Source organism: Mesorhizobium sp. Arg314 (genome assembly GCF_053714275.1).
Genome location: NZ_JBSKBP010000034.1, coordinates 24,881 through 44,014, shown reverse-complemented (window position 1 = coordinate 44,014; position 19,134 = coordinate 24,881). Strand labels below are relative to the sequence as shown.

18 protein-coding genes are annotated in these 19,134 nt (G+C 64.9%); 9 read left to right on the top strand and 9 right to left on the bottom strand.

All coding sequences use genetic code 11. The annotated features are described in order from the left end of the window. The first annotated feature begins 4 nt into the window (after positions 1 to 4). The 4 genes from ACWGS9_RS26690 to ACWGS9_RS26675 all read left to right on the top strand — a co-directional run bounded on the left by ACWGS9_RS26690 (position 5) and on the right by ACWGS9_RS26675 (position 2,412). Positions 5 to 787 carry a hypothetical protein gene (locus ACWGS9_RS26690; protein ID WP_454508051.1) on the top strand — a complete coding sequence of 261 codons (783 nt, stop codon included), beginning with the start codon at positions 5 to 7 and terminating at the stop codon, positions 785 to 787. Between the two features lie 470 nt (positions 788 to 1,257). Then, positions 1,258 to 1,698 (top strand): hypothetical protein, encoded by a 441-nt coding sequence (locus tag ACWGS9_RS26685; protein ID WP_454508050.1) that lies wholly within the window; start codon positions 1,258 to 1,260, stop codon positions 1,696 to 1,698. Between the two features lie 101 nt (positions 1,699 to 1,799). Continuing rightward, on the top strand, positions 1,800 to 2,156 hold the full coding sequence (locus ACWGS9_RS26680; RefSeq protein WP_454508049.1) for a hypothetical protein: 357 nt from the start codon (positions 1,800 to 1,802) through the stop codon (positions 2,154 to 2,156). Position 2,157: 1 nt separating this feature from the next. Then, a complete protein-coding gene (locus ACWGS9_RS26675; RefSeq protein ID WP_454508048.1) occupies positions 2,158 to 2,412 on the top strand; it encodes a hypothetical protein in 255 nt (84 codons plus the stop codon). A 388-nt stretch (positions 2,413 to 2,800) separates the two neighbouring features. Here the strand turns inward: ACWGS9_RS26675 and ACWGS9_RS26670 are convergent, their stop codons facing one another. The 7 genes from ACWGS9_RS26670 to ACWGS9_RS26640 form a co-directional block, all read right to left on the bottom strand. Further along, positions 2,801 to 3,964 (bottom strand): YVTN family beta-propeller repeat protein, encoded by a 1,164-nt coding sequence (locus tag ACWGS9_RS26670; protein ID WP_454508047.1) that lies wholly within the window; start codon positions 3,962 to 3,964, stop codon positions 2,801 to 2,803. Beyond that, on the bottom strand, positions 3,961 to 4,794 hold the full coding sequence (locus ACWGS9_RS26665; protein ID WP_454508046.1) for a creatininase family protein: 834 nt from the start codon (positions 4,792 to 4,794) through the stop codon (positions 3,961 to 3,963). The genes ACWGS9_RS26670 and ACWGS9_RS26665 overlap by 4 nt, the downstream gene beginning before the upstream one ends. 23 nt (positions 4,795 to 4,817) lie before the next feature. Further along, positions 4,818 to 6,098 carry a GNAT family N-acetyltransferase gene (locus ACWGS9_RS26660; RefSeq protein WP_454508045.1) on the bottom strand — a complete coding sequence of 427 codons (1,281 nt, stop codon included), beginning with the start codon at positions 6,096 to 6,098 and terminating at the stop codon, positions 4,818 to 4,820. Continuing rightward, a complete protein-coding gene (locus tag ACWGS9_RS26655) occupies positions 6,098 to 7,501 on the bottom strand; it encodes a lipopolysaccharide biosynthesis protein (protein ID WP_454508044.1) in 1,404 nt (467 codons plus the stop codon). Before ACWGS9_RS26655 ends, ACWGS9_RS26660 begins: the two co-directional genes overlap by 1 nt. 311 nt (positions 7,502 to 7,812) lie before the next feature. Then, on the bottom strand, positions 7,813 to 8,265 hold the full coding sequence (locus tag ACWGS9_RS26650; RefSeq protein ID WP_454508069.1) for a hypothetical protein: 453 nt from the start codon (positions 8,263 to 8,265) through the stop codon (positions 7,813 to 7,815). A 174-nt stretch (positions 8,266 to 8,439) separates the two neighbouring features. Then, positions 8,440 to 8,649, bottom strand: a complete 210-nt coding sequence (locus ACWGS9_RS26645) for a hypothetical protein (RefSeq protein ID WP_454508043.1) — start codon at positions 8,647 to 8,649, stop codon at positions 8,440 to 8,442. A gap of 52 nt (positions 8,650 to 8,701) precedes the next feature. Further along, positions 8,702 to 8,974 carry a DUF4242 domain-containing protein gene (locus ACWGS9_RS26640; protein WP_454508042.1) on the bottom strand — a complete coding sequence of 91 codons (273 nt, stop codon included), beginning with the start codon at positions 8,972 to 8,974 and terminating at the stop codon, positions 8,702 to 8,704. Positions 8,975 to 9,216: 242 nt separating this feature from the next. Here ACWGS9_RS26640 and ACWGS9_RS26635 point away from each other — a divergent pair, with 242 nt between their 5' ends. Further along, complete coding sequence (locus tag ACWGS9_RS26635) at positions 9,217 to 11,802, top strand: helix-turn-helix transcriptional regulator (protein ID WP_454508041.1); 2,586 nt, start codon at positions 9,217 to 9,219, stop codon at positions 11,800 to 11,802. 122 nt (positions 11,803 to 11,924) lie between these two features. Here ACWGS9_RS26635 and secA read toward each other — a convergent pair whose 3' ends face one another. Beyond that, on the bottom strand, positions 11,925 to 14,657 hold the full coding sequence (secA, locus tag ACWGS9_RS26630) for a preprotein translocase subunit SecA (protein ID WP_454508040.1): 2,733 nt from the start codon (positions 14,655 to 14,657) through the stop codon (positions 11,925 to 11,927). A 263-nt stretch (positions 14,658 to 14,920) separates the two neighbouring features. On the opposite strand from secA, the gene ACWGS9_RS26625 reads away from it, so the two are divergent. Beyond that, positions 14,921 to 15,847: a peptidylprolyl isomerase gene (locus tag ACWGS9_RS26625; protein WP_454508068.1), complete on the top strand. Its 927-nt coding sequence runs from the start codon at positions 14,921 to 14,923 to the stop codon at positions 15,845 to 15,847. 60 nt (positions 15,848 to 15,907) lie between these two features. Here ACWGS9_RS26625 and ACWGS9_RS26620 read toward each other — a convergent pair whose 3' ends face one another. Further along, complete coding sequence (locus ACWGS9_RS26620) at positions 15,908 to 16,501, bottom strand: TetR/AcrR family transcriptional regulator (protein ID WP_454508039.1); 594 nt, start codon at positions 16,499 to 16,501, stop codon at positions 15,908 to 15,910. Positions 16,502 to 16,689: 188 nt separating this feature from the next. Between ACWGS9_RS26620 and argJ the strand changes: the two genes are divergently transcribed. Genes argJ through mutT form a run of 3 tightly spaced genes read left to right on the top strand, consistent with a single transcriptional unit; the run spans position 16,690 to position 19,129 of the window. Then, positions 16,690 to 17,931, top strand: a complete 1,242-nt coding sequence (gene argJ, locus ACWGS9_RS26615) for a bifunctional glutamate N-acetyltransferase/amino-acid acetyltransferase ArgJ (RefSeq protein WP_454508038.1) — start codon at positions 16,690 to 16,692, stop codon at positions 17,929 to 17,931. After that, on the top strand, positions 17,931 to 18,710 hold the full coding sequence (locus tag ACWGS9_RS26610; protein WP_454508037.1) for a GNAT family N-acetyltransferase: 780 nt from the start codon (positions 17,931 to 17,933) through the stop codon (positions 18,708 to 18,710). Before argJ ends, ACWGS9_RS26610 begins: the two co-directional genes overlap by 1 nt. Continuing rightward, the gene (gene mutT / locus ACWGS9_RS26605) at positions 18,707 to 19,129 is read left to right on the top strand and encodes an 8-oxo-dGTP diphosphatase MutT (protein WP_454508036.1); all 423 of its coding nucleotides are present in this window, start codon (positions 18,707 to 18,709) and stop codon (positions 19,127 to 19,129) included. The genes ACWGS9_RS26610 and mutT overlap by 4 nt, the downstream gene beginning before the upstream one ends. Positions 19,130 to 19,134 lie beyond the last annotated feature (5 nt).

The window sequence follows — 19,134 nt, the reverse complement described above, 5'->3', positions numbered from 1 at the left end:
GACAATGAGCCCAGAAGAGAAGGCGTTGGTCACGCTACGGTTGCCCGGACGGGACCCGAACGACCTAGTAGACCGATATGTCACCCATGAGGCCGTGACGGCGTTCATGGCGCAATACCTCGACCAGCACCCCGACGGACGCCCGCTGTATCAGAAGAGCAGCTCCGTGGAACCATGGACCGGGCCAAGGAATGCCGCAGGCGATCAAACCTACCTCCCATCGCTGTGGGCCATCCTCGACACCGTGATCGACCCCGGTGACCTGACACCCCCACAGGTGGTGCATCTGGTCATGACCTCGACCGATCATGAGGGCTACACCCCCCACGACTGGGACGCGATGGTTGAGGGCAAGAGGCTCGCAGCCAGGGTCCGCCAGGACGAAGAACGGCGAAGCAAGCGGCAAAGGCTGGACCTGGACGATCGGGCAGAGCGGGGGGGCCGGGAACGGCTCGCGCTCGACCACCTACCGGGTCAGCGAGTGATCCCCGACGAGGCCCTGCCTCACCGCACGAAGATGCGCCGGACGAAATCACTGAAGGAAGCCAAGGCGCGGCGGGACCTGAGGCGGAAGACTGCCGAAGGTGTCGTGATCCAGATCAAGAAGGAGGAATGGCGGGCCATGAGCCCCGAACAAGTGAAGCAATACCACATCACCCTCGACCAGTTGGTGGCCAAGGGGGCGCTCGATCCATTCACGGTCGACGATGAGCGGGACCCCGAAGGTTCACCGATGGCGTATCTCTACCGGATGGGCCGGATGACCTCGAAGGGTGACCGGGTATGACCCCGGATTGGATCAGGCGGCGGGACTGGGTCGCGACCTACCCGACGCGGGAGGCAGCCCTGACCCTGATCGAGTGGCTGAAGGCTGACGACTGGGAAATCTCATCAGAGCTTGACCGGAGGTTGCCGGGTATCGGCATCGGCTGGACCAGCAGTTTTTCTATGGCAGCCGAGCGGTGCTTTGAGGTCTACGGCTACCCCGAACTGGGGGCTGTGGCGGTTGCCCGGAGAGTTGCCGAGGTGTGGATGCGGCCCACCCGCTCAGCGCTACAGGAAGGGGTCACCGGAGGCGGCACCGGCCTTTCCCGCCCAGCCACCCCAGCCGCACCTTGCGCGCGTCCTGAGAGCCCTGAGGCGATGACCTACGGGTTCCAGCCTCGGCGCTGACCAAGCACCACCACCACCATAACAAGCGGACCAAGCCTCGGGGCAATTCCGCTCCGGGGCCGAACCCACTGAAGGAACCAAACAATGACCGACTACATCGACAACCCGAACAAGTACCAGACCGACCAGACCACGCTCGGGCAGGCCATGATGCGGGCTCAAGCCGCACAAGCTGAAGCTGACCGGGCCAAACAAGACGCACTTGCCGCCGAGGCGACAGAGCGAGCCAAGCAGGAAGAGATTGACCGTGCTGTCGAGCTGTCTGTTCGGAACAATGCACAGCTCCAGGCCCAGCGCATGGGTGTGAAGACCCCAGGGGCGATCAGGTCTCAGGAAGTAGGCTTTGTGCCGCCTATGGCAGAGGTCGAGAAGACGACCGTCAGGGTTCTTGGTGGCATCGAGGTCTCTTACCGGCAGGCCAAGGACATGGCCGAGGTCGGGCAGATCACGCAGGCCGAGTTCAACAAGGCCGTGGTCGCTGGACTGGCTGCCCGTGGCTACGCTGCACCGAAGTCTTTCGGGTAACCGCAGCGACCGAGACTGGCGGGGAGGGTGACGCCCCCTCGCTGTCGACTGCGGATGACGAAGAACAGACCGACAAGGCCGACACACTCGACCTAGGCGCTATGGAACCCGCCGAGATTGAGGCCATCGCTGATAAGGCAATCACCCAGTTCAACGAGACCGTAGACCGTGACACGGCGGAAGTGATCGTGGCCAAGTTCACCTTCGACGGCACCCTCGACGCCAACGTGATCGGGGTCGATCAGCAGACCCTCCACGCGACCGTGAAGGCATTTGAGAACCGCATGACGGGCGAATGCTTGGCACCTGTTGGGCTCACCCTCAGCGACTACCTCGACTGCTGTGACGAGGCCGACCTTCCGGCAATCCGCTTGCTTGTGGTCAAGGGTGACTGGAAGACCATCGCAGAACACGCAAGCCGCATTCGGGCGGCACTCAATCCCCAAGGAGACGAATGACATGAACATCAGCACACCCAACACCTTCACTGACCCCGTCCTGATCCAACGCGGGAAGCCCTTCGACATCTCCATTCGTGGTACCTTTGTCGCGACCGTCACCGTCCAGCGGTCCAAGGATGGCTCCACCGCTTGGAAGGACGTCGAGAGCACCGTCGCACCGGTTGAGAAGACGGGTCAGGCAGGCTCGGCTTGGTTCTGGCGTGTGGGCGTCACAGCCTACACCTCAGGGACTGTGGTGGCCGACCTCTACTGACTACCTCTCCCGCCGCCGATGCACCGCCCCAAGAGGTGTGTCGGGGATGGGCCTTTCCAATACGCCGGGTGTTGTTATACCGTAAGGGCTTGACCTGAGGTACGACGAACACTACCCATTGAGGTACGACGCAGCTTAAGACCCTCAGGGGGTGACTTTCCTTAAGTTGTTGAATTTCCGACTGAATACCGCGCTGAAATGCCCGGTTCGATTTGGTCGATCAAGCCCGGCTAGGGGCACCATCCTTCGCTCTTCGAGCTTCGGATGGCAGGCCATCCAAGCGCCCTACGAGCTTCGGATGGCAGGCCATCCAAGCGCCCTACGAGCTTCGGACGGCAGGCCACCAAGGCGCCCTACGAGCTTCGGATGGCAGGCCATCCAAAGCACGCTACCGCATATTCCCCGTATGGCCCTGCGAATACCGCCCCGGCTGCGGCCACACCGTCAGGCCATGCGGCTCGACGCCGACGCGGATCCTGGTCACGGCGCCGCTTGTGGTGTCGATCATGTAGACCTCGCTGTCGAAGCGGCCGGAGAGCCAGAGCTGCTTGCCGTCGGCGCTGACGTTGCCCATGTCGGGGCTGCCGCCGCCGGGGATGGGCCATTGCGCGACCACGGCGCGGGTGGCGAAGTCGATCACCGTCACGCTGCCCGGACCCTTGGCCTTGCCCTCTTCCATCTTGTGCGAGCCGCGGTTCGAGACGTAGAGCCGCTTGCTGTCGCGGCTGACGACGAAACCATGCGTGCCGATGCCGGTCGCGATGAAGCCGATTTCCCTGAAACTGTCGCCGTCGACCAGGAACACGCCGTCATTCACCATGTCGGCCACGTAGAAGACCTTGCCGTCGGGCGACAGGCGGATGTCCTGCGGCATGCCCATCTTGGAGAGGTCGAGGTGGCCGAGGACCTTCTGGTTCTTCAGATCGATCTTGGCCAGGCCGCCCTCGCCGTATTCGCAGGTGAAGACCGCATAGGAGCCGTCGCCTGAGAAATCGGCATGGTTGATACCGGGGCAGGTCGGCGTCGGCAGGCTCGATTTCAATGCCATGGTGTGCGGGTCGCGGAAATCGAGCCGCTTCATCGCCTCGTCGACAACAATGGCGGCGCTGCCGTCCGGCATGAAATACAGATTGTAGGGGTCGTCGACCGGGACCTGCGGGCCGGGCTTGGCCGTCATCGGGTCGATCGGTGTCAGGCTGCCGTTCTTGCCGGTGCCGTTGTTGGCTACCCACAGCGTCTTCAGATCCCAGGACGGCACGACGTGTTGCGGCTTGCTGCCGACCGGGAAGCGGTCGACCTCCTTCAGGGTGACGGTGTCGATCACCGAGACACTGTTGGAGGAGCGGTTCGGTACGTACACGCGGGGCAGCGCGCCGGTCGTGGCAGGGCTCAGATGGCCGGCCTTGGTCTGGCCATAGATGTCGACCGGGGGAGGCGCCGGATCGCTGCAATCCTCCGGGCAGGAGCCCGCGTGCGACGTGCCGGGCTGCAGCGAGACAAGCAGCGCAAGCGGTACGCAAAGACGGATGAAGCGCAGAAAAGTCCCGATCATTTTGGCTGACTTGCGATGAAGGCGCGGATCGCATCCGTCGTCCCGTTGACGATGAGATCCACGCCGAGCTGCCCGAATTCCGCGGAAGACCTTGCCGGATCGCCGCCGTAAACGCCATCCCCGGCGCCGAGCTTCGGCGGGCCGGCAAGACGATCCTTGCGCACCAGGGAAGGATCGATGGCGAGCATCAGCGAGGTGTCGGCCAAGCCGGCATGGGTCCCGATTTCGGCGCGGGTGGCTCCGGCGGCCAGCAGCTTGTCGGTGTAGGGCTCTTGCGCGAACCGATAGTAATCGACAGCGGCAAAGACCCGCGCCGGCGTCTGTTTCCATTCGGCATTGAGCCGGTCGGCCACGTGGCGCTCGTCGGCCTGATAGCCGCCGTGGTCGCCGATCAGGACGATGGTCCTGAAGCCGGCATGCCTGAAGCTGCGCGCCGCGGACTCCAGCAATTGCTCGAAAGTCTTGTCGCTGATGGTGATGGTCCCCGGAAAACGCATGTGGGACGTAGGCGGATCGATAGCGCCTTCCGGCACGTAGGCGATGACCGGCGCGACCAGCGCATTGCCGAGTTTCGCGGCAATCGTTGCCGCGAGGAACTTCACCCGCACATTGTGCTTGCCCAGCGCCATTGCGGGGCCGCTCTGCTCGGTGCCGCCGATCGGAATGATGATTGTGGTCGTCCCTGCCGCGACGAGGTCGCGCAACTCGGTCCAGGTCTGGTCTTCCAGGAAGACCGAAGCGTTTGCCGGATTCGCTGCCGGCAAAAACAGCAGCAACGCGGCGCCAGCCAAGATGTGCCGCAGCGCGCGCCTTCCGATCTCGACAAGCATGCCCTGGTTTTCCTGGAATTGCTCTAGCGACGCTTCAGCAGGCTGCGCATGCGGTTGCGCAGGATGCGCGCCATGTTGCGGGTCTCGCGGTAGAGGTGCAATTGCGAGGCTGTCTGGCGGGCCAGCCGGTCGGCATCCGGCGTCAGCCCGACCACCAGCGTGCCCATCGGCTTGCGCTCGCTCCACAGGCGGCTCATCACCGGATGGTCCGGAACCGCGCAGGAATCGGTCATCACGATGTTCGGATCGTCGAGATGCTGCCTGGTCACCTCGATCATCAGGAGCGTGCCCGGCGAATAGGCGGCCAGTGCCTCGTCATAGGCCGTCTTCCAGGTGTAGGCGACGCCGGCCTCGACGAAGACGACCAGGCAGGCGACGGTGCGGCCGTCGAGCGTCAGCAAATGGATGCGGCACATGTCCTGCTCGGCCAGCCTGTGCACGGCCTCGCGAGCGAAGGCGGCGCGGTAGCGGTCGATCGCCATCGCGGTGCGTTCGCGGCCTTTCCAGCCGGCTGCTTCCAGCGTCAGGAAGCTTTCGATGGCGTGGCGGATCTCGTCGGGCCCGCGCGCCACGACGTGCTCGATCTTGCCGAGGTCGGCGAGGCGCCGCTTGAGCCGGCGGAATTCGCGATAGTGATGCGCGCGCAGCGAGGCCTTGAGGTAGTCCTCGCCGTCGGCATCGCTTTCAAGCACCGGACGCTCGGCCTTGCCGGTGGTCACCATGGTCAAGCCACGGCTGTCGGCAAAGGAGGTCAGCAGGCTCGCCACCGGACCGTCGAGCTTGATGTCGGGCAGCACGAAGACCCTGGGCAGCTTGAGATGCGGCCGCGACAGCATCGAGAAGAAATCCTCGATGACGCCGATCGGATCGTCGCGGTCGACCAGCGGCGTGCCGAGCGGGCCGAACGGGCTCGACCATGTGCGCATCACGGCAACGCCGAGCGGGATCGCCGGCCGCTCGACCGAGAACGGCACCAGAAGCCGCAGCCGGTTGCGGTACTCGTCGCCGTCGCGGATCACGGCAAGCCGCACCTCGCGGTCTTCCAGCCGCGGCATTGCCGGCGCCAGGAAGCGCGGGTTGAAGAAGACATTGGGCTCGATCGTGCGGGCGCTGAGATAGTCGAGTTCCTCGACAAGGTCGAAGCCGGCCGAGGCCGGGTAGATGGCGAGCTTGCGTTCCGGCCGGTTGCTGGCGAACAGCTCGATATGGGCAGGGTCGACCTCACGAGCCAGGCCGGCAAGGTTCGAGACCATGGCGCCGGCAGGGCCGCCGCTGGTCTCCTCGAGCAACGGGACGGCGGCCATCAGGCGATTTCCTTCTTTGCGGGCACGAAGATCGCCATCACGATGCCGAGCTTGCGCCAGACGGTGAAGGAGAGCGCGCTGGCCTCGAACACCATGGCGAGGCTGGTGGCGATTGCCGCGCCCCACAGGCCGAAATGCGGGATCAACAGCACGTTGAGGCCGACATTCAAGGCGAGCGTCATGGCATAGACGGCGGCGCAGATGTTCTGGTTGCCGCTCATGGTGAGCAGGCTTTCGCAGGGGCCGACGGCGGCGCGCGCCACGACGCCCAGCACCAGCAGGAAGAGCAGCGGGTAGCCGGCGGTGAATTCGGGACCGAACAGCACCAGCATCGGCTCGCCCAGCGCCAGCACCAGCAGCGCCATCAGCAAGGAGGGCCAGAAGGTCCAGGAGACGGTCTCGCGGGCGAAGGCGGCAAGCTTATGCGGCTCGCCATGGGTGAACTTCGCGTAGCGCTGGGCAACGCCGGCCTTGACCGCGAAATAGACGAAATGCACCAGCGCCAGGGTCTTCACCGTCGCGAAATAGACGGCGACGTCATTGGGCTCCAGATAGGCGCCGACCATCAGCACATCGGCATTGGTGAGCAGGAAGAAGAAGCTCTCGACCAGGAAGATCGGCAGCGAGACGAGGATCCATGGGCCGAAATGTACCGCCATCGGCCCGGCCGGGATCTTCTTCTCCATGCGCGAGGTGACGGCCATCAACTGGCCGAGCGTGGTGACATAGGTTGCGGCGATCGAGGCGAAGATCGCGGTTTTCGCGTCGGGCACGTAGTGCATGGCCAGCATCAGAGCCATGAACGCCAGGATCAGCACCGGCCGCACCAGATAGGTTGGCGACAGCGCCAGCAGCGCCCAGGAATTGGCGCGCGCCAGTCCTTGCAGGAGATCGCCGAGCGCGATCATCGGCAGGCAGATGACGCCGAGGATGAAGGGGATGACGTAGTAGTTCTCGATCCAGTCCGAGGCCAGCCAGACGCCAAGCGCGCCGAGGCCCGCGATCAGCGTCGAGGCGACGAGCACGAACAGGCGGCTGGCGAGCACGATGCCGCGCAACTCGGCCAGCATGCCGCGCTCGCGATATTCGGGAATGAAACGGATGACCGAGGTGTGGAAGCCGAGGCAGGCAAGGTTGCCGACGATGACCATCGTCACCCAGACCAGCACCGAGATGCCGTATTCGAACGAGCCCATCCAGCGCGCCATCAGCACCTGGCTGACAAAGGCGATGAAGGCGCTGACGATGCGGATGGAGAAGGCGATCAGCGACATGCGCCCGGCTTCGCCGCGCTCGTCGGCGGTGGAGAGGACGGCATCGATGCGGCCAAGCAGCGGCCGCACGCGCAGCGCCCAGCGCTGCGGCAGGAACCGCCCGGCAGTCGTTGCCGCGGAAAAGCGCACCCCGAATACTCTCCGTCTTCCGCCTTTTTCCAAGGTTTCGGTCTATCCGAAACACCTTAAGAAAGGGTGGGCGGGGGGTGCTTCCTTCTCCACGTCACTATACGGGGAGAAGGTGCCGGCAGGCGGATGAGGGGCGGCGCGGACTTTCGAAAATTTGCGCCGAGGCGTTCTTTGCGGAAGGGTTTCCTCAACAGGAGCCATCTCCTGTCAGGTGCGAGCGGGGCCAATCGCAAACGTAGGCGCCGCCCCTCGTCCGGCCCTTCGGGCCACCTTCTCCCTGTATAGTGACGGGGAGAAGGAAGAGGCGCCCCTCACATCCCCTGCATCGCGTCGCACGACACGTTGGGGTTCATGTCGGCGAAGGCGCCGGTCGGGTTCTGCTTCCAGGCCCAGACATGCAGCTCGTAGAACGGGCCGAGACCGTAGCGGTTGGGCGCGGTGTTGAAGTTGAACAGATGGCCTTCGAGCGAGGCCGGGCCGTTCGCGGTGATGTATTCGACGGCGATCAGCTTCAGCGTGCCGTCGGCCATCGGCTCGTACATCACCGCTTCCGGCTTGGCGACGTCGACGGCGTCGTCCTTCAGATAGGCTGCGTTGACGTAGTGGATGCCCATGGCGCCGCCGGTGAGGCCGCTGGCGCAGGGGATCGGCGCATAGCCCTCGGCCTTGGCAAGCGCGACGTCCTCGAAGCGGCTGTCGAGCGCCCGCACCTTTTCGGCGAGCGGATTGACGGTTTCGGCCGTGGCTGCGCCCGCCATCAGCATGATGATCGAGGCGGAAGCGCCGATGAAGCATCTGGTAGAAGTATGAATGCCCATTTGTCTCTCCAATTCAGTTGCGGCGCGCAAGCGGCGGCAGTCGGCCGGTCAAGGCCAACTCCGCACACCGGCGGTGCCTGTCGGTAAGAAGGGATGGTCGCTGATCCCGACCAGGCGGGATCAGCGTTGATGCCACCAATATTCCCAATATTCGCGCGGGTTCTCCCGCTCATGCAGGCCGATATCGCGTCTCAGGTAATCGTCCCGCGGCGGCAGAAGGCGGCGCCGGTTTCGCCAGGGTGACAGCAGCGCCGACACGACCCGTTGCATGTAGCCGCGCCGTGTCGGGACGTTATCCGCCGCGGCGGATGAACTTTCGCCGCCTTGCACGGCATCAGGTCCGCCGGCGACGGGTATGATCTGCCCGACACGATCCGCCCGGTCAGCGATAAAAGTAGGGGTCGAGGACCCGTACCTCCGTGATCTTGTCGACGGGAAGCGCGTTCTTCTGCGCGGTGCCGCGGATCGCCTCCGGGGAGGGCGCATCATAGATACAGAAGCTCTTGCTCTTGTCGGGCGAGACGAAGGATTGCACCCAGGTGACGCCCTTCTCCGCATTGCGGGCGATGACGCCGCCCATCGCGGTTGCGCCGGCATCGTTCATCGGTACGTTCAGGCCTTCCGGGAAGGTACGTTCAACGAGATAACGTGGCACGATTGTCTTTCCTTTCGTGATCGGATTGCGCTCGTTTCGAGCGGGGCGGATCCCACCATGTCCGGAAACGCCGCGCATCGGAGCGATTCCCCATTTTGGCCGGGACGATTCCCCATGCTTGAGACGTTTTATGTGGAAGATGGCACTTCAATGTGTGGAGGGTCACATTGTCGGGCCGTTTCCCAGGCTATCGCGGCGGCGATCCGCCACGATGGAAATTCCGATTTCGCGAGAGAGTGACGATGCTTCTGGAACGGCAGACGCAGCTGCGGCAAATGGACGTTTTGTTGGCGGATGCAACAAGGGGGCGCGGCCGCGTTGTGGTGCTGTCGGGAGAGGCTGGCGCCGGCAAGACGGCGCTGGTCGAGGCGTTCGCGAGCCGGCTAGACGAGGGTTCGGCCGTACTTCGCAGCGCCTGCGAGGATCTGTCCATTCCGGATCCGCTGGGGCCGCTTTACGATCTGGCCCGCGAAGCGCAATGGGAGCTGCCACGGGCGATCGACGACCGCCAGGTGCAGCGGCTGCCGCTGTTTTGCGAGGCGCTCGACGTCTTCGAGGCGAAAGGCTCGAGCCTGCTCGTCATCGAAGACCTGCACTGGGCCGATGACGCGACGCTCGATTTCGTGCGCTTCCTCGGCCGGCGTATTGCAAACACCCACATCCTGCTTCTGATCACGGCGCGGACCGACCGCAGCGACGGGCAGATGCGGGTGCGCCGGGCGCTCGGCGAGATCCCTGCCGGCAATGTCCAGCGCATCGAAGTGCCGCTGCTCAGCGAAAGCGCCGTGCTCTCGCTTGCCGCGGCCGCCGAGCGCGACGGCGACGCAATCTACCGGGCGACCGCCGGCAACGCTTTCTTCGTCACCGAGCTGCTTGCCGCCGAAGGAAATGGCGCGCTGCCGGCGAGCGTGCGCGACGCCGCGCTGGCGCGCGCCGAAAAATTGTCGCCGGGCGCCCGCTCGATGCTCGACGCGGTCTCGGTGTTTCCGCGCCGCGCCGATGCGTGGGCGCTCAGCGGGCTTTGCGGAACTGCCGCCGCCGGCCAACTCGCCGAGTGCGTCTCCAACGGCCTGCTCGAGGATTTCGGCGACGGCTACGCCTTCCGGCACGAGATCGCGCGCAGCGCCATCGAGATGGCGCTGACACCGAGCCGCCGGCTTGAATACAACCAGCGCGCACTTACAGCGCTGCAGGAAAATCCGCAGGTCGCCACCGCGAGACTGGTGCACCACGCCGTCGAGGCGCAGAATCTCGCGGCGGTGCGCGAGTTGGCGCCGCTCGCGGCGCGCGAGGCCTCCCGCATCGGCGCGCATCGAGACGCGGCCGGGCACTACGAAGTCGCCTTGCGATATGGAGATGCCCTCCCAATCGCGGAGCGGGCGGAACTTTATGAAGGGCATGCGTTCGAGTGCCACCTGATTGGCCGCATCGACGCGGCCATGGAGGCGCAGGGAAAGGCGCGCCAGTTGCGCCAGACGCTGGGCGACCGGGTCAAGGAGGGTGATGGTCTCAGATGCCTCTCGCGCTTTGCCTACCTGCTCGGCGACCGCGAGGCCGCGGACCGGTTTGCAGGACAGGCCGTGGAGCTTCTGGAAACGGCCCCCGACTGCCCCGAACTCGCGATGGCCTATTCCAACCTGTCGCAGCTCGCAATGCTGGCCGAGCGGCTCGAGGACACGCTCGTGTTCGGCGGGAAGGCCGTCGAGCTGGCGGAGCGGCTCAATCGGCCCGACATCCTTTGTCACGCCCTCAACAATGTCGGGGCGGCCGGGCAATGGCTGGACTTCGCCAAGGGGCGGCGCGATCTCGCCCGCAGCCTTGGAATTGCCCTTACGGGCAACTTTCAGGAGCATGCGGCGCGCGCTTTCACGAACCGCGCCTGTGTCGAGATGAACAGGTTCAACCTCAACGAGGCGGCGTCATTCCTGAATCGCGGCATAGGCTATTGTGTCGAGAACGATCTCGCTACCTGGCGCGATTACATGCGCGGCGTGCAGGCGCAACTGCTGCTCCGGCTCGGCCTTTGGGATGACGCCGCGGCAATGGCGCATGAGGTTGTCGACGATGAGGCAACGACGCCATTGGTACGCTATCCGTCGCTCGTCGCGCTGGCACGATTGCGCATCCGCCGGGGAGATCCATCGGCCGAGCCGGTTCTGGACGAGATGAAGTTGTTCCTGGACAAGGGCATGGAGTTGCAACGGCTTGTGCCCTTTGCCGAGGTGATGGCCGAACTGGCCTGGCTGGGTGAAGGCGACAGGGGTGAAGCGCTGCGCTTGATCGCCCTTGCCGAAAGCCTTTCGCCGACGCGGGCGGTGTTTGGCGAACTGGCGACGTGGCGGCAGTTGCTGTTGCCTGAAAGCGATCCCGGCGAGACCGACGGCATGGCTGAGCCGCATCGCCTGCAATTGACTGGCGACTGGCGCGCCGCCGCCGCGCTCTGGGCGAAAATGGACGCCCCCTTCGAGCGGGCGCTCTCCTTGCTGCAGGGCGACGAGACGGCGCAGCGCGAGGCGCTCGATATTTTCGAGGCGCTCGGCGCAAGGCCGGTGGCGCAGCATGTGCGCGGCCTCATGCGGCAGAGCGGTGTAAGCCACATTGCAAGGGGGCCGAGGCAGGCGACGCGCGCCAACCAGGCGGGGCTGACGCAGCGCCAGATGGAAGTCCTGCAGCTTATCGAACGAGGCTTCTCCAACAAGAAGATCGCCGCGCATCTGACCATCTCGCCGAAGACGGTCGATCACCACGTCTCGGCAGTGCTGGAGAAGCTGGAGGCCGTCTCGCGCGGCGAAGCGGCGGCCGCGGCGCGTGCGTCGGGGCTGGTGTGACCGTCAGTCGATAGGAAACCTGGATAAGTCGGGCGTTTCTGCTGGTTCGCGGAACGCCGGCGCTGCCCCTCATCCGCCCTTCGGGCACCTTCTCCCCGCAAGCGGGGAGAAGGAAAGAAGGGTCAGGCGAAGGTGCCGTGGCAGTGCTTGTACTTCTTGCCGGAGCCGCAGGGGCAGAGCTCGTTGCGGCCGACCTTGCCCCATGTCGAGGGATTTTTCGGGTCGCGGTTCTCCGGCGTGACGACGGCGTTGGTGTCCTGACGCATCAGAAGCGCGGTCTCGCCGCCCTGGAAATCGTCTTCGCCGGTGGATCCGTCGATATGGCTGCCGAACATCTCGGGGGTTTCGGGCGGCGGGGCGTCCGCTGCCTCGCGCACCAGCTCGACGCGCATCAACTGCGCGGTGACGGCCTGGCGCAGATTGCCGAGCATGCCCTGGAACAGCTCGAAGGCTTCGCCCTTGTATTCCTGCAGCGGGTCGCGTTGGGCATAGCCGCGGAAGCCGACGACCGAACGCAGGTGGTCGAGATTGACGATGTGCTCGCGCCACAGATGGTCGAGCGTCTGCAGCACCACCGAACGTTCGACATAGTTCATCACGTCGGGGCCGAAGCGATCGGCGCGCTCCTTGGCGGCGGCGTCGGCGGCAGTCGTGATGCGCTCGCGGATGTCGTCCTCGGCAATGCCCTCTTCCTTGACCCATTCCTCGATCGGCAGGTCGAGGTTCAGGTACTGCGCCATTTCCTCCTTGAGGCCGGCGACGTTCCACTGCTCGGCATAGGCGTTTTCGGGGATGTTCTTGGCGACGATCTCCTCGACGACGCCTTCGCGCATCTCGGCGATCGTCTCCGACAGGCCTTCGCCGTCCATGAGTTCGATGCGCTGCTCGAACACCACCTTGCGCTGGTCGTTGGCGACATCGTCATATTTCAACAGGTTCTTGCGGATGTCGAAGTTGCGCGCCTCGACCTTCTTCTGCGCCTTCTCCAGCGCCTTGTTGATCCAGGGATGGATGATCGCCTCGTCTTCCTTGAGGCCGAGCTTCTGCAGCATGCCGTCCATGCGCTCGGAGCCGAAGATGCGCATCAGATCGTCCTGCAGCGACAGGAAGAACTTCGAGCGGCCGGGGTCGCCTTGTCTTCCTGAACGACCTCTAAGCTGATTGTCGATGCGGCGCGATTCGTGGCGTTCGGTGGCCAAAACGTAGAGGCCGCCGGCGGCCAGCGCCTTTTCCTTCAGGCGCTCGACATCGGCATTGATTTCCTTTTCCCGGGCCTCGCGCTCGGGGCCCTCGGGCATGTCGCCGAGTTCCTCGGCGATGCGCATCTCGGCGTTGCCGCCAAGCTTGATGTCGGTACCGCGGCCGGCCATGTTGGTGGCGATGGTGATGGCGCCGGGCTTGCCGGCCTGGGCGACGATGGACGCCTCGCGCTCATGATGGCGGGCGTTCAGCACCTCGAAGTCCTTGAAGCCGTCCTTGCGCAGGCGCTCGGCCAGCTGCTCGGACTTCTCGATCGAGGTGGTGCCGACCAGCGTCGGCTGGCCCTTGGCGCTGGCTTCGCGGATCTCCTTGACGATGGCCTTGTACTTCTCCTCGACGGTCCGGTAGACCTCGTCGTCCTCGTCCTTGCGGATGACCGGCAGGTTGGTCGGGATTTCGGTGACCTCGAGGCCGTAGATGTTGCCGAATTCCTCGGCCTCCGTCAGCGCCGTGCCGGTCATGCCGGAGAGCTTCTTGTAGAGGCGGAAATAATTCTGGAATGTGACGGAGGCCAGCGTCTGGTTCTCCGGCTGGATCTGCACATGCTCCTTGGCTTCAAGGGCCTGGTGCAGGCCTTCCGAATAGCGGCGTCCAGGCATCATGCGGCCGGTGAACTCGTCGATGATGACGATCTCGCCGTTGCGCACGATGTAATCCCTGTCCTTCTGGAACAACAGATGCGCCTTCAGCGCATTGTTGACGTGGTGGACGATGGCGACGTTCTCGACGTCGTAGAGCGACTCGCCCTTCAACAGGCCGGCGTCGCGCAGCATGTTTTCGAGCCGCTCGGTGCCTTCCTCGGTGAAGATCGTCGTCTTCTGCTTCTCGTCGACCTCGTAGTCGGTCGGGCCGAGCTTCAGCATGAAGGCGTCGATGGTGTTGTACATTTCCGAACGGTCCTCGAGCGGACCGGAGATGATCAGCGGCGTGCGCGCCTCATCGACCAGAATGGAATCGACCTCATCGACGATCGCGTAGGAATGTCCACGCTGCACCATCTGCGCGCGCTCATACTTCATGTTGTCGCGCAGATAGTCGAAGCCGAGCTCGTTGTTGGTGGCGTAGGTGACGTCGCAGGCGTAGGCCTCGCGGCGCTCGTCATCGGAAAGGCCGTGGACGATGATGCCAACGGTCAGGCCGAGGAACTTGTAGACGCGGCCCATCCATTCGGCGTCGCGCTTGGCGAGGTAGTCGTTGACGGTGACGACATGCACGCCCTTGCTGGCGAGCGCGTTGAGATAGACCGGCAGGGTGGCGACCAGCGTCTTGCCCTCGCCGGTGCGCATCTCGGCGATGCCGCCATTGTGCAGCACCATGCCGCCGATCAACTGGACGTCAAAAGGCCGCATGCCCAGCACGCGGCGGGCAGCTTCGCGCACCGTGGCGAAGGCAGGGATCAGCAGATCGTCGAGCGAAGCGCCGTTGGCGAGATCCTGGCGGAACTTTTCCGTGCGGCCGGCAAGCTCGGCATCGGAAAGCGCCCGCATCTCGTTTTCCATGGCGTTGATGGCTTCGACCCTGGGCCGGGTCGACTTGACGCGGCGGTCGTTGGAGGAACCGAAAACCTTACGGGCGAGACCGCCGAGACTGACCATCCAAGGTCCTTTCGATAGCATTTTTGGTCGTTTGCGACAGACACCTGGCGGGCCCATCAAATCCGCGTGAATGCGGACAAACGCAAAAAGCGCCCGGAAAACGGTTCTGGACGCCAAGTCGTTGGACAGATAAGAGGGGGCTCAATCGATGTCAACGCCGCGTTAGCCCTATGGGCAGCGCCAAATTCCGCCACAATCCGACTGATCTGGAACCCTTTCGCTCACGCGATCCTCATTGGCAATCCCCATTGGAGTTTATCTTGATGCCCCTGTCGTTCCGCCGCGCCTCGCTCGCCAGTCTCGGTCTGGCCTTCGGGCTCTCGGCTCTTTGCCTGTCGCCGCTGATGGCGCAGGAGACCGCGCCCGCCCAGCCGGACGCCGCCGCGCCTGCCGCTGCTCCCGCGGCGCCGGTCGATCCCAATGCCGTGATTGCCACCGTCAATGGCGAGAAGCTGACCGAGGCCGATCTTCAGCTCGCCGAAGGCGAACTTTCGCAGCAGTTCGCGCAACTGCCGCCGGAACAGCGTCGTGCCGCGGCCCTTTCGGCGGCGATCGAAATCCGCGTCATGGCCAAGAAGGCGGTCGACAGCGGTCTCGACAAGGATGCCGACTTCCAGCGCCGCATGGCTTTCCTGCAGGCGCGCGCCCTGCATGGCGAGGTCGTCGAGAAGGAAGTGGTCGACAAGGTGACGGACGCCGAAGTGCGCGCCCGCTACGACCAGGAAATCGCCAACACGCCGCCGGTCAATGAGATCCACGCTCGTCACATCCTCGTGAAGACGAAGGAAGAGGCCGAGGCGATCATCAAGCAGCTCGATGGCGGCGCCGACTTCCAGAAGCTCGCCAACGAGCACACCAGCGATCCGAGCGGCAAGACCAATGGCGGCGATCTCGGCTGGTTCGGCCCGGGGCAGATGGTGCCGGAATTCGACAAGGCGGCCCTTGCGCTCGAAGTCGGCAAATATTCGAAGGAGCCGGTGCAGTCGCAGTTCGGCTGGCACGTCATCAAGGTCGAGGACAAGCGCGCCAAGCAGCCGCCGGCATTTGACGACGTCAAGGACCAGGCCAAGCAGGCGGTGATCCGCGACAAGTATTTCGCCATGGTCAAGGACCTGCGCGCCGCTGCCAAGGTCGAGATCCCGGACGAGAAGCTCAAGAAGGCCATCGACGCGCTGGAAGGCAGCAAGTAATCCGTCACCAGCTGGATATCCTGCAAGGGGCGCCTCCGGGCGCCCTTTCGCTTTTCGCGGTCAGGCGGTCATTATTCCCCGCGTGATGTAGCGCACGGCGGCGCGGATCGCCGCTTCGTCCTCGTCGAGCCGTTTGGTCAGCAGATGACGCCAGGCGAAGGAAGCGATCAGGTCGGCGACGATCTCGGCATCGACATCGGCCGCCACCTCGCCACGCGCCTTGGCGCGCTCGATCATCCGGCCGGTATGGGCGCTGCGCCCCTTTGAATATTCGGCAAGCGCGGCCGCGGCTGTCTCGTCCGACTGCGCCTCGGCGATCAGCGAGCGGAAGATGTTGCCTGACGGGCTTTCGCGCCAATGCGCGAACAGATTCTTGAGGAAGCCGGCCAAATCATCCTCGATGTTTCCGGTGTCGGGCGTCTCGACGCGCTTCTGCCGCCGGTAGACCTCGATCAGCAGTGCCGCCTTGCTCGGCCACCAGCGATAGATGGTCGGCTTTCCCGCCCGCGCCCGCCGGGCGACGGCCTCGATCGAAAAGCCGGCATAGCCTGCCTCGCGCAGCACCGCTTCGGCCGCCTCGATAATGGCGTCGGCGCTCTCAGGATTGCGTTTTGCGCCGATCGACTTGCGCCCGCGGGCGGCGGCCTCGCCCATTTAGGTCTTCCTTAGCCGGTGAATCTGTCGCCAATCATATTGGCTTCGCGGGTGAAACGAAACGATCCGTTTTAGGTTGCGAAACGGCTGGTCCGGTCGACGGGGCGCGGCCAGAACGCCCCTTGCGCCGGGGCGCGCTATCGGGCAAACCGGCCTTCCTTTCGCGTTCTTGCCGCTCCGGGGTCATGATGTCCGCTACGATTTCGCCGCTCGCACCGAAGAAATATCCGAAGATGCCGGTCATCGAAGGCGTCCGCATCGCTACCGCCGAAGCCGGCATCAAATACAGGAACCGTACAGACCTGCTCGCCATGGTCTTCGATCCGGGCACGGCCGTCGCCGGTGTGTTCACCAGGTCGAAATGCCCCTCGGCTCCGGTCGACTTTTGCCGCCAGAACCTGCCCGCCGGCAAGGCGCGCGTGCTGGTGGTCAATTCCGGCAATGCCAACGCCTTCACCGGCAAGAAGGGCAAGGCTTCGACCGCGCTGACCGGCGAGGCGGCGGCCAAGGCCGCCGGTTGCCTAGAGAGCGAAGTGTTCCTGGCCTCGACCGGCGTTATCGGCGAACCGCTCGACACCACCAAGTTCAGCCATCTGCTCGCCGGCCTGGTCAAGGACGGAAAGCCCGATCTTTGGACCGACGCGGCCAAGGCCATCATGACCACCGACACCTATCCGAAGGTGGCGACGGCGACGGTCATGCTCGGCGACGCCGACGTCACCATCAACGGCATCGCCAAGGGCGCCGGCATGATCGCCCCCGACATGGCAACGATGCTCTCCTTCATCGCCACCGACGCGCCGATCGCCGCACCCGTGCTGCAGGACCTGTTGTCGCGCGGTACGGCCAAGACCTTCAATGCGGTGACCGTCGACAGCGACACCTCGACCAGCGACACGCTGCTTTTGTTTGCCACCGGCAAGGCCGCCGCGCGCGGCGCGCCGGCGATCAGCGATCCCAGGGATGCGCGGCTCGGCGCGTTCCGCCGGGCGCTCGGCAAGGTGCTGAAGTCGCTGGCGCTGCAGGTGGTGCGCGACGGCGAGGGCGCGCGCAAGCAGGTCGAGGTCACGGTGACCGGCGCCAAGTCGGCGCGTTCGGCCAAGCGCATCGCGCTCTCGATCGCCAACTCGCCGCTGGTCAAGACGGCGGTCGCCGGCGAGGACGCCAATTGGGGCCGCGTCGTCATGGCCGTCGGCAAGGCCGGCGAGCCGGCCGACCGCGACCGGCTGTCGATCTGGTTCGGCGACAATCGTCTGGCACATGAGGGCGAGCGCGATCCTGGATATTCGGAGGAAGCGACCTCGGCCTATATGAAGCGCGACGATATCCGCATCCGGGCCGATCTCGGCATCGGCCGCGGCAAGGCAACGGTGTGGACCTGCGACCTCACCAAGGAATATGTCGCCATCAATGGCGATTACCGGAGCTGATGGCGCCGGTGTCCAGGCATCCGGCAAGCGTGCTGGCGGTCGTGCGCCGCTACGAGGCGGCGGGCTTTCGCGCCTGGCCGGCGGCGGCGGTCCACTATGACGGGACCTGGGTCGTGCGGCTCACGGCCGGGCACCCTGCCAAGCGCCTGAACTCGGTCAATCCGCTCGATCCCGGCGATACGCACGCCATTGAAGAGCGGATTGGGCGCGCTGCACGACGCTTCGATGCCTATGGCCGGCCGCTGACCTTTCGCATGTCACCGCTGTCGGGGCAGGTGCTGTCCACGCATCTCGACAAGACCGGCTGGAACAGGTTCGACGAATCGCTGGTCATGCGGCTGCCGCTGAAAGAGGTCGAGCTCGGCGCGGCCATGGACCAGATTCCGCTCAAGGACATCAGCCGCTTCATCGGCGCGTCGCTCAGGACCAGCGGCTCGGACGCCTCGCTGCGGCCCGGCCTGTCCGAGGTCATCGGCGCCATCCAGCCGGAAGCGGGGCTGTTCGCGCTGGAGGACGGCAATGAGCCGCTGGCGACGCTGATCTGCGTTCATGACGGCGATCTTGCCGGACTGTTCGAGGTCGCCACCGAAAAGTCTTCGCGCAACAAGGGCCATGGCCGCGATCTCATCCTGTCGGCGCTGAAATGGGCCCGGTTGCGCGGCGCGCGCGAGGCCTGGTTGCAGGTCGAGGCCGGCAATGCGCCGGCCCTGGCACTCTACCGGTCGCTCGGCTTCGAGGAAGTCTATCGCTACCACTATCGAAGGCCGCCGGGCGCATGAGCGAGAGCAAGCCAAGCGGAAAGCGCCTGCTGCTGGTCGCTGCCTGCGCGCTGGTCGACACCGACCGGCGCGTGCTTCTGGCACAGCGCCCGCAGGGCAAGCAGCTTGCCGGCCTGTGGGAGTTTCCGGGCGGCAAGGTCGAGCCCGGCGAGACGCCGGAGGAATGCCTGGTCCGCGAGCTGCAAGAGGAACTCGGCATCGAGACCGAGATTCCGTGCCTGGCGCCGCTCACCTTCGCCAGCCACTCCTATGAGGATTTCCATCTCTTGATGCCGCTTTATGTCTGCCGCCGCTTTCGCGGTATCGCGCAGGCGAGGGAGGGGCAGGGGCTCAAGTGGGTCAGGCCGCGGCAGATGCGTGACTATCCGATGCCGCCGGCCGACGCGCCGCTGATCCAGTTCCTCATCGACCTTTTGTAAGGTCG

Excerpts from the sequence above, each read along its gene's own strand:
- ACWGS9_RS26690 (WP_454508051.1), top strand. The coding sequence starts at position 5 with ATGAGCCCAGAAGAGAAGGCGTTGGTCACGCTACGGTTGCCCGGACGG.
- ACWGS9_RS26685 (WP_454508050.1), top strand. The coding sequence starts at position 1,258 with ATGACCGACTACATCGACAACCCGAACAAGTACCAGACCGACCAGACC.
- ACWGS9_RS26680 (WP_454508049.1), top strand. The coding sequence starts at position 1,800 with ATGGAACCCGCCGAGATTGAGGCCATCGCTGATAAGGCAATCACCCAG.
- ACWGS9_RS26675 (WP_454508048.1), top strand. The coding sequence starts at position 2,158 with ATGAACATCAGCACACCCAACACCTTCACTGACCCCGTCCTGATCCAA.
- ACWGS9_RS26670 (WP_454508047.1), bottom strand. The coding sequence starts at position 3,964 with ATGATCGGGACTTTTCTGCGCTTCATCCGTCTTTGCGTACCGCTTGCG.
- ACWGS9_RS26665 (WP_454508046.1), bottom strand. The coding sequence starts at position 4,794 with ATGCTTGTCGAGATCGGAAGGCGCGCGCTGCGGCACATCTTGGCTGGC.
- ACWGS9_RS26660 (WP_454508045.1), bottom strand. The coding sequence starts at position 6,098 with ATGGCCGCCGTCCCGTTGCTCGAGGAGACCAGCGGCGGCCCTGCCGGC.
- ACWGS9_RS26650 (WP_454508069.1), bottom strand. The coding sequence starts at position 8,265 with ATGCTGATGGCGGGCGCAGCCACGGCCGAAACCGTCAATCCGCTCGCC.
- ACWGS9_RS26635 (WP_454508041.1), top strand. The coding sequence starts at position 9,217 with ATGCTTCTGGAACGGCAGACGCAGCTGCGGCAAATGGACGTTTTGTTG.
- secA (WP_454508040.1), bottom strand. The coding sequence starts at position 14,657 with ATGGTCAGTCTCGGCGGTCTCGCCCGTAAGGTTTTCGGTTCCTCCAAC.
- ACWGS9_RS26625 (WP_454508068.1), top strand. The coding sequence starts at position 14,921 with ATGCCCCTGTCGTTCCGCCGCGCCTCGCTCGCCAGTCTCGGTCTGGCC.
- ACWGS9_RS26620 (WP_454508039.1), bottom strand. The coding sequence starts at position 16,501 with ATGGGCGAGGCCGCCGCCCGCGGGCGCAAGTCGATCGGCGCAAAACGC.
- argJ (WP_454508038.1), top strand. The coding sequence starts at position 16,690 with ATGTCCGCTACGATTTCGCCGCTCGCACCGAAGAAATATCCGAAGATG.
- ACWGS9_RS26610 (WP_454508037.1), top strand. The coding sequence starts at position 17,931 with ATGGCGCCGGTGTCCAGGCATCCGGCAAGCGTGCTGGCGGTCGTGCGC.
- mutT (WP_454508036.1), top strand. The coding sequence starts at position 18,707 with ATGAGCGAGAGCAAGCCAAGCGGAAAGCGCCTGCTGCTGGTCGCTGCC.